This window comes from Ferdinandcohnia jepli (assembly GCF_047246645.1).
GTDB lineage: Bacteria > Bacillota > Bacilli > Bacillales > Bacillaceae_L > Ferdinandcohnia.
The window spans coordinates 211,868-225,751 of sequence record NZ_JBFOKR010000006.1 but is presented as its reverse complement, the minus strand read 5'-3'; the positions used below and the strand labels follow the sequence as shown (position 1 = coordinate 225,751).

Below are 13,884 nucleotides of genomic sequence, written 5' to 3'. Positions count from 1 at the left end.
ACTCCTCTTCTTCTCGGGCGATTAGAACACTTCTTATTGACCGAAATACGTAACTCCTCTTCTTCTCGGGCGATTAGGACACTTCTTATCGACCGAATACCGTAACTCCTCTTCTTCTCGGGCGATTAGAACACTTCTTATTGACCGAAATACGTAACTCCTCTTCTTCTCGGGCGATTAGAACACTTCTTATTGACCGAAATACGTAACTCTACTTCATCTCAGTCGATTAGAAACCCTCGTGTCACCTGAAATCACAACTCCACCTTTTTTCTTGCGATTAGACCGCCAAGTTTTGTCGCAACAAAATGAAAAGTTGTACATATCTATCCTGAATTTTTCCCTTTCCCCCCTTTCATGCTAAAATATATAAGGTTGAGAAACATAGGAAGGAAGTTGAGTATGATTTTTACAAAATCAGAGGAATTACATAATGAAGCTTTACAACATATTGTTGGCGGAGTAAACAGTCCGTCCCGCTCTTATAAGGCTGTTGGTGGCGGTGCACCAGTTGTGATGGAACGTGCAAATGGTGCTTATTTTTGGGATGTTGATGGTAACAAATATATAGATTATCTTGCGGCATATGGACCGATTATCACTGGTCATGCTCATCCTCATATTACCGAAGCTATTACGAGGGCTGCTGAGAGTGGAGTTCTATATGGTACCCCTACTCCACATGAAGTAAAATTTGCAAAAATGCTAAAGGAAGCAATTCCCGGCATGGATAAAGTCCGCTTTGTAAACTCCGGTACGGAAGCTGTTATGACGACTATTCGTGTGGCTCGTGCATATACAAACCGCACGAAAATCATTAAGTTTGCTGGTTGTTACCATGGTCATTCGGACCTCGTACTTGTTGCTGCAGGCTCTGGTCCATCAACATTAGGTACTCCAGATTCGGCGGGTGTACCAAAGAGCATTGCACAAGAAGTAATCACTGTACCTTTTAACGACATCGAACCATTTAAAGAGGCAATCTCCAAATGGGGATCTGAGATAGCAGCAGTATTAGTTGAACCAATTGTCGGAAACTTTGGTATCGTTGAACCGAAGGAAGGATTTTTGCAACAAGTCCTTGACCTTACACATGAAGCTGGAGCGCTTGTTATTTTTGATGAGGTAATTACAGCTTTCCGTTTCATGTACGGCGGAGCACAAAATCTGTTGGGAATTACACCAGACTTAACAGCGCTTGGAAAGATTATTGGTGGCGGACTACCAATCGGTGCTTATGGTGGCAAAAAAGAAATTATGGAACAAGTTGCTCCTTTAGGACCTGCATATCAAGCTGGAACAATGGCTGGAAACCCAGCATCTATTCTTTCAGGTATTGCTTGTTTAGAAGTTCTTCAAGAAGAAGGACTATATGAAAGATTAGATAAACTAGGTGCGAAACTTGAGCAAGGCATTTTAGAACACGCTAAAACATACAGTACTCCAATTACCATTAATCGCCTGAAAGGTGCATTGACAGTTTACTTTACAACAGAAAAAGTAGAGAACTATGAGCAAGCCGAAAATACAGATGGAGAAATGTTTGCAAAGTTCTTTAAGTTAATGCTCAACCAAGGAATCAACCTTGCCCCTTCTAAATATGAGGCTTGGTTCCTAACAATTGCACACACTGAAGATGATGTAATTGAAACACTGAAAGCTGTTGAATATGCATTCAAACAACTAAAAAATGCATAAATATACAAAGAATAGCGGTTTGGGATTATATATACCCAAACCGCTTTTATCGTCAAAACCATTGAAAACGTTTACAAAAATGTTCACAAAACATCCTTAAAAGCTTGTATAGTCCATACATTTTTTTGAATAAAAATTTGATTTTAACGCTTTACTATGATAGTATAAACTATACTATTCTGAAAATTAAATCATATCAGATGAAATTGGAATATTACTTTTATAGGAGGTGAAGGCTCAAAAATAAGGTGGCACATTAGCTTCCTTATAAAGCCGCTTGAATGACAAAAAACTGGAGTCCACGAGAATTTAAGGAATTTTACAGACATGAGCACGATGCATGTGGCATTGTCTCAGCCATTGAAAAAAGAAGAACTCCAACTAAAGCTAATATAGAATCAGTCATTGATGCACTCGTTAAAATGAACCATCGTGCTGGATTTATTAATGGTGAAGGTGACGGAGTTGGTATTCACATTGACATACCTAAATCCCTTTGGAAAGACAAATTAGTAAACTCAAATGTAAATGCAGATGTAGTCGATCGTGATGATTTTGTTGTTGGCCACATTTTCATTCGTAAAGAAGCTTCTCTAACAGAAACTAAAGAGTCACTTCGATCTATATTTACAAAAAAGAATTTAGAAGTAATTTTTGAATCTAGCGAAGTTACATCCTCTAGTGCATTGGGTCCTATCGCTTTAAAAGATGAACCAGTTTTTTGGCAGGTTGCACTTTTACCTTCGAACTCTCAAAGTCTAGCAAAAAATCTATTCGAACTTACTATTGAAATAGAGAAGAATCCACACATACACGTTGCTTCATTAAGTAATTATCATGCTGTTTATAAAGTATTAGGTGCCGGAGATATTTTACCTAAATACTACTCAGACCTTGCGAGTCCACTTGTTGCATCAACAATGACTCTCGGACATAATCGATATTCCACAAATACATTATCAAACTTCTTCCGAGTTCAACCTTTTAGTGTGTTAGGTCATAATGGAGAAATTAATACGATCTCTAAGTTGCGTGATGAAGCAACTATGATTGGGGTTCCATTAACTGACGGTGGAAGTGATTCACAAGATTTAAATCGTACGATCGAAACACTCATTTCCAGGGATGGGTACACATTGTTCGAAGCATTAGATGTGTTATTCCCACCAATCATTAATGAAATTAAACATTATCCTGAGCATTTACAGGATCTCTATACGTATATTCGTGAAGCATGGGGACATTTTGCACAAGGACCTGCAGGTATTATCTCTCGATATGGTGATGAGGCTGTATTTAGTGTAGATGCGCTTGGCTTACGTCCAGTTTGGAAAATCGAAACTGAGACAACATATTTATTTGCATCAGAACCGGGTATTATTCCATCTACTGAGTATGTAGCTGAACCTAAGCCACTTTCTCCAGGTGAAAAAGTTGGTCTTAAATGGGGCGAAGACAATTACGTAAAAGTGTATGAATACAGCACTTTCCAAGAAGAGGTGTACAAACGTGTATCCAATCGTATAAATGTTCAGGGATATCACAAACGTCTAGTTCCTCCTTCTTTTGAGAAAGTAGTAACTGTATCTCCTAGACCAAAAGTACACAATGGGCAATATGCTGCATTTGGCTGGGACCGTGAAGACGTTCAGCTCCTTGAACAAATGGCGGAAAAAGGTGTTGAGCCGATTCGTTCATTAGGACATGACGCTCCACTTGCTGCTATTAATACTGAGGGTAGAAGAAATATTGCTGATTTTATTAAGGAAAGCGTAGCCGTTGTAACAAACCCTGCTATTGACCGGGACCGTGAATCAGAGCATTTTTCAACAAGGTCAATTATCGGAAAACGCCCTTCCCTCGTTGAACAGAAAAATGACTTTGTAATAGAACTTTCTTCACCATTATTAATAGAAGGCAGTCTTGGCTTTGAATGCTCTACCGCTACAGGGCAACCTTCTTATGATCAGGTTGTAGATGCTTTTGGAAGTCAAAAACGTACTCACTTTGTTTCGGCTGTTTGTCATGAAGATGAAACTATTGGTGCTGCCTTAGAACGTTTAGCAGAAGAAGCAAAAGAAGCTGTTCACCATGGAAAAACTCTTCTTATATTAGATGATGCAGAAGCACACCGTAATGGTCAGCTTTGGATTGATCCACTTTTAGTCGTTTCAGCAATTGATCAAGCACTTGTAAAAGAGGAAATAAGAAGAAATTGTTCATTAATAGTTCGTTCAGGAGCAGTTCGATCTTTACACGATATTATCCTTGCGTATGGGTTAGGTGCTAATTTAATAAGTCCATATTTACTTTTTGCTACAGTTGCTGATGAAACAGCTGCCCCATCCATCAATCTATTTAATGCATTAAATAAAGGTTTAGAAAAAGTTATCTCAACAATTGGTATTCATGAACTTCGCGGATACGGTCGACTATTCTCTTCCATTGGACTGAACGATGAAATTGCTGACGTGTTGAATATTGTTAATTTCCTAGGTTCAGATTCTCTCGGTTTTAATTTCGAGACGATGAAGACTGACGCGGTGGCACGTGCTGGTGATTATGCAAACGAAAAGTCCCGTCCTGGAAAAAGCTTTCATCTCTTCCCGCGTATTTGGAAGGCAATTGGTGATGTAGCAACAACCGGATCCTACGATAATTATCGTGAAAAGTTAACCGAACAAGAAGAATCCAACCCTATTGCAATTAGACATTTAACAGATTTAAAGAAAGGAAACTCTTCTGTTGACCCATCTGCAGTAGATATAAGTGTTGGAGAACATAGTTTACCATTTGTTATTTCCTCCATGTCCTTTGGATCACAGAACGAAATCGCTTTCCGTGCTTACGCTGAAGGCGCAGACCGTTTGAATATGGTCAGCCTAAACGGTGAAGGCGGAGAGATTAAGGATATGCTTGGAAAATATCCACGTACTCGTGGACAGCAGGTTGCATCAGGACGTTTCGGCGTTAACGCTGAGCTCCTAAACTCTTCAAATCTATTAGAAATTAAAATTGGGCAAGGTGCGAAACCCGGTGAAGGTGGACATCTACCTGGTTCAAAAGTAACCGCCAAAATTGCCGAGGCTCGTAATGCAACAATTGGTTCTGACTTAATTTCCCCTTCGAATAACCATGATATTTATTCGATTGAAGACTTAGCTCAGATGATTGCTGAATTAAAGACGGCAAACGACCAAGCAAGGGTTTCAGTAAAAGTTCCAGTAGTACCAAATATCGGAACCATTGCAGTTGGGATTGCAAAAGCTGGTGCTGATATTATCACACTTAGTGGTTTTGATGGAGGAACCGGTGCTGCCAGAATTCACGCTTTACAAAATGTTGGTTTACCAGTTGAAATTGGTGTAAAAGCAGCTCATAATGCATTACTTGAGGCTGGGTTACGTTCGCAAGTTGAACTTTGGGCTGACGGTGGAATAAAGAGTGCGTTAGACGTAATGAAGGTTATGCTTTTAGGTGCAAACCGTGTTGGATTCGGTACATTATCCATGATTGCTATTGGATGTACGACTTGTCGTGGTTGTCACTTGGACACATGCCACGTTGGTATTGCTACTCAGATAGAATCAGAAGCACAAGCTAAAGAACATGGCTTACGCCGCTTTGTTCCTAGACAAATAGAGTCAGCTGTATCAGGACTAATGAATCTGTTTACTGCATTTGGAAACGAGTTAAAAGCATTAACAGCTTCATTAGGTTTTGAAAACCTACAAGATATTGTTGGTCGTTCAGACTTACTTGAACAAACTCGAGGTATAGAAGCTATGGATTTAGCTAATCTATTAAAAACTTTAGAAATTAAACAGTTTGCTCAAAAAGAAGTGGCTGCTACACATTCTGAGAAAGAATTGCTTGTAGCTGCTGGTGCTGAATACCTTGATTATAATGAGCAGGAACTACATTTATCACGCGATTTTACAACTATTACTGCTGAACAGCGTGTACTTGGTAGCCGCGTTTCTTGTCACCGTGTTCGTGGTAGATTAGATGGTTCATACCTGAAACTGCCTGATGTGAAACTTCGTTATAAGAATGGCTCCATACCAGGTAACGGACTTGGTGCGTATAATAGTAGCGGAATTGATATCTTAGTTGATGGCGGTGCCCAGGACGGAGCAGGAAAAACACAATTTGGCGGGAACATCATTGTCTTTAAAGCAAAAGGAAAAGATGGTAACTACTACAATGGCTCTGTAGGAAAAGGCTTTGGCTACGGCGCACAAAAAGGACTACTTGCTGTTCAAGGTAGTGCCGATGCTCGAGCTGGTATACGCCTCTCTGGTGCAGATATGATAATTGGTGGAAGACTTACTTCACCTATTCCTGAAGTCGAGCATGGAAATATTGGAGTTCACGCAAATATAAAAGGTTTTGCATTTGAATACATGACAAATGGTCGTGGCCTCGTTCTTGGTGACCCAGGTCCTTGGATTTGTGCAGGGATGACTGGTGGAGTTGTTTACCTACGCCACCAACCAGAAATGGGTTTAACAAAAGCAGCAATCGAAAGAAGAATTGCAAAAGGTGCAAAAGTATCTGTTCAATCTCTTTCAGCTAGAGGAATCGAAGATATAACTGAACTTCTGGGTAAATATATTGCTGCATTGGTTGAACATGGTCAGGTTGAAGAAGCAAATGAATTGAATAAACTATTAGATAAACCAGAACAACACTTTTTACAGGTAATTCCTACTAAAGAACAAGCAGATCCATCCGTATCAACAGAGTGATACTTTTTTAGAAAACTCGCCTTCGTGCGAGTTTTTTTTGTGAGGTTTTCTGACAAGGTTTTAGTTTTGGAGAAGGAGACTTACCTGCTCGGTTCCTTTTCTTGTCAGCACCACACGTATCTCGCTTTTTCAGGTGGCGCTGTGCCCTTTTTCTTTCCGAGCACCACTCGTTTCTCACTTTTCAAGGTGGCGCTCGGCCTCTTTTCTTCCCAAGCACCACCTGTATCTCACTTTTTCGGGTGGCGCTCTACTCCTTTTCTTCCCAAGCACCACTCGTTTCTCACTTTTCCAGGTGGCGCTCCACCCCTTTTCTTCCCAAGCATTACTCGTTTCTCACTTTTCCAGGTGGTGCTCTACCCCTTTTCGTCCCTAGCACCACTCGTTTCTCACTTTTCAAGGTGGCGCTTAGCTCCTTTTCCCCACCACCGCCACATGAATCCCCCTTTGTCTCGAGTTACTCAGGTCCTTTTACTTCTCAAACTCCCTCACATAGTAATAACTCCCCAATCTTCCCTTCCTATGTCATATTTCCCATCCTATCTTAATAAAGTAATGGTACAACCTCATATAGGGACATCTATCTCTTGATAGAATTGAAAATTCATTGTATAGTACAGTATTGTTTAGATTACTAAGAAAAGGCTAACCTGAAGATAATAGCTTTTTTACAGAAAGGATTTAATTAAATGAAACTTGGTGCCCGCATTTTGAAAACGGGGATAGCCATTACGCTTGCGTTGGTTTTGGCTAAGCTATTGAATTTGCCATCACCGGTATTTGCTGGAATCGCTGCTGTTTTTGCGATTCAGCCTTCAATTTACCGTTCCTTTTTATCGGTAGTGGAGCAAATTCAAGCAAATGTGATTGGTGCATTTTTGGCGATTTTGTTTGGAATGTATTTTGGAAATAATCCGTTTATTATTGGCTTAACAGCCATTTTAGTTATTGCGATAAATTTAAAGCTGAAGATTGAGAAAACCATCCCTGTTGCGATTGTAACAGTAATTGCAATTATGGAGAGTCCTAGTGAACAGTTTTTTCAGTTTGCGTTATTGAGATTTGCAGCTATTTTGCTTGGTATTTTATCTGCCTTTATTATGAACCTTGTGTTCCTTCCTCCTAAATATGAAAAAAAGCTTTACGATAAAATTGTGAAGCAAAGTGAGGAAATTTTTAAATGGGTTAGAATTAGCACGAGGCATGCTTCTGAGTACAATACCCTTAAAGATGATATTGATAAAATAAAAGAAAATATCGATGAAATTGACCAACTATATCTACTTTATAAAGAAGAGAGAAATTATTTTAAAAAGGTTAAATTTGAGAAGTCACGGAAACTTGTTCTTTTTAGGCAGATGATTATCTGTACGAATCGTGGTTTGGATATGTTGCGTAAACTCCATAAGCATGAAAATGAACTGCATGAGATGCCTATTTCGTTTCAACAGCTATTTGTAAAAGAAATTGATGATCTCATTCATTCACATGAGCAACTTCTTTTAAAATTTGTTGGTAAGGTGAAGTCCCAAGCACCAGAAGAGCTAAAAATGGACTTTGCATTTGATCGTAAAAAAGTAATTGATACACTCTTAGAAAACCAACAAACAATGGATCAAGAAAACTGGTATCACATTTTGACACTTGTTTCAGCTATTCTGGAATATTCTGAACAGCTAGAACATCTTGATATTCTCGTCGATAGTTATCAAAACTTCCATAATGAGATTATTGTTGAAGCAAAAGAAAACAGCTAACTCAATGTTAGCTGTTTCTTTATTGCTTCATTTTTGGATCTAATGCGTCACGTAGTCCATCCCCCATTAGGTTGAAACCAAGAACTGTCAGCATGATTGCAATCCCCGGAAAAATCATTGTCCATGGTGCTTGTACTAGATAATTTTTTGAGTCAGCAAGCATTTTTCCCCATTCTGGATTAGGCGGTTGTGCACCCATACCCAGGAATCCTAGTGCTGCAGCTTCAATAATTGCTGTTGCGATTGCTAAAGACCCTTGAACAATTATTGGTGCCATACTATTTGGAAGGATATGACTAAATAATATTCGACGATCTTTCATTCCTACAGCCCTAGCTGCAGTTATGTACTCTTCTTCTTTCACGCTCAGAACTCTTGAGCGTATTAACCTTCCAAAGTTTGGCACATTTATGATTGCTATTGCAATTAATGCATTTTGAAGAGACGGTCCTAGGATTGCTACAACTGCTAATGCTAGTAAAATACTTGGAAAAGCTAGTAAAATATCAAATACCCTGCTGATGATATTATCGACCCACTTACCGTAATACCCCGCTACTATTCCAAGTAAACTTCCTACAATGGCAGATCCCAATACTGCGAAAAATCCAACCCATAAAGAGATTCTTGCTCCATAAATAATTCTTGATAAGATATCCCTACCGAAATCATCTGTTCCAAACCAATGCTCACTAGAAGGTGGTTGAAGACGTTTTACTAGTTCCTTATCGTCAATGCCCTGAGGAGCAATTAACGGAGCAAATATAGCCAGTATGATAAAAAATAGTACAATAAAGGTTCCTACGATTGCTAATTTATTTTTTCGAAAGCTTCTCCATGCTTCCTTCCAAGGAGAAATTACTTCATCTTTGTCCCTATTAGGCGTAACAGGTACATTATTTCTTGCTAGCTCTGCCATCCTAATCCCCCCTAGTTATATTTAATTCGCGGATCTATTAATGCATATAAAAGATCTACAATTAAATTGATAAAGACGAAGAAGGTTGCAACTACCAGAATACCTGATTGAATGACTGGATAATCTCGATAGTTAATCGCCTCAAATATATATCTTCCGATTCCTGGCCATCCAAAGATCGTTTCTGTTAAGATAGCTCCGCCTAATAATAAACCAGTTTGTAAACCAATTACCGTTAATACCGGGATAACCGCATTTTTTAAGGAATGCTTGTACACTACCCAAAACATTCTTACTCCCTTTGCTCTTGCCGTACGGACAAAATCCGAACGCATTACCTCTAACATGCTTGAACGGGTAATTCGAGCGATTATTGCCATTGGAATGGTTGCTAGCGCAATACTTGGGAGAACTAAATGCTTTAATACCTCAATAAACTGATCTGTTCTACCATTAATTAACGTATCCAATAAATATAAATTTGTAACTGGTGTTACTGGATTCCGGACATTCTCTCTACCTGTTGTTGGCAATAGATCCAATTGAACTGCAAATGCCCATTGTTCCATGAGTCCTAGCCAAAAAATTGGCATTGACACACCAATTAGCGCTAGTACCATCGCTGTATAATCAAACCAAGAATTTTGAAACCAGGCACTGATGATTCCCGCGTTAACTCCTATTACAATTGCAATAATCATGGCAACGATTGTTAATTCAATTGTTGCAGCTAAATATGGCCAAATTTCCTCACTTATTAACGTTTTCGTCCTGATTGATTCACCTAAGTCACCAGTTAACAGTCCTTTTATATACTCAAAATATTGGACGTATAATGGCTGATCAAGTCCCAGCTTAGTTGTTAGTGCTGCAATTGATTCCTCTGTAGCACGCTGTCCTAACATAATTTGTGCAGGGTTTCCAGGTATTAAATGAATAATAGAGAATACTACAATTGTCATCCCTACTAATACCGGAATAACCATCCCTAATCTTCTCATTGTGTATGCGAACAAGGTTATCACCTCTTTTGTTTGAAAAAGCTTAAATTTAATCAATGAAGGGGAGTAAACAACTCCCCTTCATTTGAATACTACTATTCTTCTGCTGGTCCGAATTCAACCTTCGTTAAGAAGTCTGAACCAGTTGGATGTGGTAAGAAGTTTAATAGGTTTTTCTTACCAGCTAATAGTGGTGTAGAGTGAACAAGTGGCACCCATGGTGAATCTTCATGGATAATCTCTTGTGCTTTTGCGTATAGTGCGTTACGTTCTGCTTGGTCAGTAATCGTTTGTGCTTCGATTAAGATGTCATGTAACTCATCATTAGCATAGTAAGAGTAGTTATTGCTTCCGATACTGTCCTTATCTAAAAGAGTGTAGATAAAGTTATCAGGGTCACCATTGTCTCCAGTCCAACCTAACATGAATGCATCAAATTCACCATTTGCTGCTTGCTCTAGATAAGTACCCCAGTCAACAGATTTAATTTCCGCTTTAACTCCAATTTCAGCAAAGCTTGATTGAATGATTTCTGCTACTTTCATTCCTTCTGGCATGTATGGACGTGGTACAGGCATTGCCCATAGTTCCATTTCAAAACCATCTGCAAAACCAGCTTCTGCTAGTAGCTCTTTTGCTTTTTCTAAATCATATGGATATGCCTCAATATCATCGTTATATCCTTCTAAAGCTGGTGGTAGTGGGTTCTTTGCAGGTTGTGCAAGACCACCGTAGAATGCTTCAATAATGCCTTCTTTATCAATTGCATGGTTTAACGCTTGACGAACTAGTTTATTATCGAACGGAGGTCTTGTAACAGTGAAACCTAAGTAACCAACGTTCATAGAAGGACGTTCAAACGTTTGTAAGTCTGCATTTCCTTCAATTTGTGATAAATCTGATGGGTTTACACCATCCATTAGATCAATTTCACCAGTAAGTAGAGCATTTAGACGAGCTGAGTTTTCAGGAATTGATTTGAAAACAACTCTTTCTAGCTTAGGATAGCCTTCCATCCAATATTCTGGATTCTTTTCTAATGTAATTCTGTCATTTTCAACCCATTCTACAAATTTGAACGGACCAGTACCTACAGGATTTTTATCAAAATTATCACCAAATTCCTCAAGTGCAGCTGGACTTGCAATTCCGAACGGAGACATTGCAAGGTTTTTCAAGAATGGAGCTTGAGGACGCTTTAAAATAAATTGAACAGTTAATTCATCTACTGCTTTTACTTCTTGGATTACGTGGCCATCTTCCCCTTTAAATCCACCAAACATTGTATAATAAGGGAACTGTTCAGCATCACCATTCATCCAGCGCTCAAAGTTTACAACAACAGCTTCTGCATTGAAATCAGTTCCATCATGGAATTTTACACCTTCACGAAGTGTCAATGTGTATTGTAATCCATCTTCTGATGCTTCCCATTCAGTTGCTAATCCTGGCTGTAATGTAGTATCTTGATCACCATAGTTAATCAATGTATCAAAAATATTTTTCGTAACTTTAAATGTTTCACCCTCAGTTGTTGTAATTGGATCAAGTGAAACCGAATCTCCTCCACGTCCAAATACTAACTCAGTTTGAACTTCTCCGGCAGGTGTTTCTTCGTTATTGTTTTCTCCTTCATTCGTACCCTCGTTACTACTTTTCCCTGAGCTACAACCAACTAATGCTGTTGATAATAGTAATAGGAATAAGAGCGAAAGAACTAAGCTTTTTTTCTTCAACATGGTATTTCCCCCTTCGGTATTGTTTTATCATTATGAATGCTGCTCTGTCCCCTTTTAATACAGATGACAAGCAACAAAATGACCGTCTTCAACTTCCTTAAATTCAGGTCTAGTAGTCTTACAAATTTCCATACACTCACTACATCTTGTGTGGAATGCACAACCAGCCGGTGGATTAGATGGACTCGGAATTTCTCCACTAATACCGGTTGTTTCTTTTTTATAATCAGGATCTGGAATTGGAACAGCGTCGAGAAGTGCCCTTGTATAAGGGTGTAATGGATTCTCATAGAGCTTTTCACTTTCGGTTAATTCTATTAACCTTCCTAAATACATGACACCTACTCTATCACTTATATGCCTTACTACCCCTAAATCATGTGCAATAAATATGTAAGTAAGTCCATATTCCTTTTGCAGGTCTTCCATCAGATTCAAAACCTGGGATTGTATAGACACATCAAGTGCGGATACAGGCTCGTCAGCAATGATTAACGAAGGATTCGTCATAAGCGCTTTAGCAATCCCAATCCGTTGTCGTTGCCCACCACTAAATTGGTGTGGATATCGTTTAGCGTGATAACTACTAAGGCCGACTACTTCCAGCATTTCTATAACTCTACGTTTTCTTTCTTTCTTGTCTCCAATTCCGTGAACAATTAACGGCTCTTCCAATATTTTTTCAACCGTATGCCTCGGGTTTAATGACGCATAGGGGTCCTGGAAAATAATCTGCATGTCACGACGCAGCTTTCTCATATCCGAGTTTGATAGAGTAGTAACATCTTGGTTATTAAATAGAACCTTTCCTTCTGTTGGTTCTAGTAACCTTAAAATGAGTCGGCCAGTTGTGGATTTTCCACAACCACTTTCTCCAACAATCCCAAGTGTCTCACCCTTATTTACAAAAAAGGAGAGCCCGTCAACCGCCTTTACATCTCCAACTTTTTTACCGAGTACCCCACCCCTAATTGGGAAGTACTTTTTCAAATCACTAACTTGTAGTAAAGGCTCTGTCATCTATCGATTCCTCCTCTCCTGTATGTAAGAAGCAGCGAACACGATGCCCTTTTTCATCTAAAGAATACAGCTCTGGGTCTTCAATGAAACACCTATCAAATGCATGCTCACATCTCTCTGCAAACCTGCATCCTTTTTTTATCGATCCAGGCTTTGGAACATTTCCCGGTATTGAATATAAGCGTTCGTTCTTATTTCGAATATCAGGAACAGAGCGTATCAGACCTTCCGTATATGGATGCTTTGGATTTTTAAAGATGGATTGGACTTCTCCCTCTTCAACAATCCTACCGGCATACATAACAACAACTCTTTCACAAATTTGAGCAACTACTCCTAAATCATGGGTGATTAGCATAATTGCCGTATTCATCTCATCATTCAGTTGTTTCATCAGTTTTAAAATTTGTGATTGAATGGTAACATCAAGTGCAGTTGTTGGTTCATCTGCAATTAACACCTTAGGGTTACAAGCCATGGCCATTGCAATCATGACTCTTTGCCTCATACCACCTGATAATTGATGGGGATACTCGTCAAGTAGCTCTTCTGCTCGAGGAAGCCCCACTTTTTTCATAATTTCTACTGCTCGTTCGCGTGACTTCTTTTTATCAAACTTCGTATGTATCTTGATTCCTTCAACCATTTGATCACCGATTGTAAACAATGGGTTTAGTGATGTCATTGGTTCCTGAAAAATCATTGCAACATCATTTCCTCGTATTTGCCGCATCTTTTTCTCTGGAAGCTCGACCAAATTTTTTCCATCAAATACAATCTCGCCACCAACGATTTTTCCCGGAGGACTTGGAACTAGTCCCATAATTGACAAAGATGTAACACTTTTCCCACAGCCAGATTCTCCAACAATCCCAAGAATCTCGCCTTCTTTAATATAAAAGTCTACATTGTCAACCGCTGGAATTTCTCCTTCATCCGTAAAGAATGAGGTACGGAGACCTTTTATTTCGATTACCTTTTCTCTCATCCAACCACCCCTAC

General features: G+C 39.1%; 8 protein-coding genes. 3 read left to right on the top strand and 5 right to left on the bottom strand.

Annotated elements, in window-relative coordinates; all coding sequences use genetic code 11:
* The first annotated feature begins 402 nt into the window (after window positions 1-402).
* The 3 genes from AB3M96_RS08410 to AB3M96_RS08400 all read left to right on the top strand — a co-directional run bounded on the left by AB3M96_RS08410 (window position 403) and on the right by AB3M96_RS08400 (window position 8,203).
* Entirely contained in the window at window positions 403-1,698 is a 1,296-nt protein-coding gene (locus tag AB3M96_RS08410; RefSeq protein ID WP_412967136.1) for a glutamate-1-semialdehyde 2,1-aminomutase, read from the top strand.
* 281 nt (window positions 1,699-1,979) lie between these two features.
* Window positions 1,980-6,449: a glutamate synthase-related protein gene (locus AB3M96_RS08405; protein WP_412967135.1), complete on the top strand. Its 4,470-nt coding sequence runs from the start codon at window positions 1,980-1,982 to the stop codon at window positions 6,447-6,449.
* Between the two features lie 686 nt (window positions 6,450-7,135).
* Window positions 7,136-8,203 (top strand): FUSC family protein, encoded by a 1,068-nt coding sequence (locus tag AB3M96_RS08400; protein ID WP_412967134.1) that lies wholly within the window; start codon window positions 7,136-7,138, stop codon window positions 8,201-8,203.
* 19 nt (window positions 8,204-8,222) lie between these two features.
* Here the strand turns inward: AB3M96_RS08400 and nikC are convergent, their stop codons facing one another.
* From nikC to AB3M96_RS08375, 5 genes are all read right to left on the bottom strand, one after another.
* A complete protein-coding gene (gene nikC, locus AB3M96_RS08395) occupies window positions 8,223-9,122 on the bottom strand; it encodes a nickel transporter permease (RefSeq protein WP_412967133.1) in 900 nt (299 codons plus the stop codon).
* A gap of 11 nt (window positions 9,123-9,133) precedes the next feature.
* A complete protein-coding gene (locus AB3M96_RS08390; protein ID WP_412967132.1) occupies window positions 9,134-10,123 on the bottom strand; it encodes an ABC transporter permease in 990 nt (329 codons plus the stop codon).
* A gap of 95 nt (window positions 10,124-10,218) precedes the next feature.
* The gene (locus AB3M96_RS08385) at window positions 10,219-11,859 is read right to left on the bottom strand and encodes an ABC transporter substrate-binding protein (protein ID WP_412967159.1); all 1,641 of its coding nucleotides are present in this window, start codon (window positions 11,857-11,859) and stop codon (window positions 10,219-10,221) included.
* A gap of 57 nt (window positions 11,860-11,916) precedes the next feature.
* Entirely contained in the window at window positions 11,917-12,882 is a 966-nt protein-coding gene (locus AB3M96_RS08380) for an ABC transporter ATP-binding protein (RefSeq protein WP_412967131.1), read from the bottom strand.
* The gene (locus tag AB3M96_RS08375) at window positions 12,857-13,870 is read right to left on the bottom strand and encodes an ABC transporter ATP-binding protein (RefSeq protein ID WP_412967130.1); all 1,014 of its coding nucleotides are present in this window, start codon (window positions 13,868-13,870) and stop codon (window positions 12,857-12,859) included. The genes AB3M96_RS08380 and AB3M96_RS08375 overlap by 26 nt, the downstream gene beginning before the upstream one ends.
* Window positions 13,871-13,884 lie beyond the last annotated feature (14 nt).

Excerpts from the sequence above, each read along its gene's own strand:
- AB3M96_RS08400 (WP_412967134.1), top strand. The coding sequence starts at position 7,136 with ATGAAACTTGGTGCCCGCATTTTGAAAACGGGGATAGCCATTACGCTT.
- AB3M96_RS08375 (WP_412967130.1), bottom strand. The coding sequence starts at position 13,870 with ATGAGAGAAAAGGTAATCGAAATAAAAGGTCTCCGTACCTCATTCTTT.
- nikC (WP_412967133.1), bottom strand. The coding sequence starts at position 9,122 with ATGGCAGAGCTAGCAAGAAATAATGTACCTGTTACGCCTAATAGGGAC.
- AB3M96_RS08390 (WP_412967132.1), bottom strand. The coding sequence starts at position 10,123 with ATGAGAAGATTAGGGATGGTTATTCCGGTATTAGTAGGGATGACAATT.
- AB3M96_RS08380 (WP_412967131.1), bottom strand. The coding sequence starts at position 12,882 with ATGACAGAGCCTTTACTACAAGTTAGTGATTTGAAAAAGTACTTCCCA.
- AB3M96_RS08410 (WP_412967136.1), top strand. The coding sequence starts at position 403 with ATGATTTTTACAAAATCAGAGGAATTACATAATGAAGCTTTACAACAT.
- AB3M96_RS08405 (WP_412967135.1), top strand. The coding sequence starts at position 1,980 with ATGACAAAAAACTGGAGTCCACGAGAATTTAAGGAATTTTACAGACAT.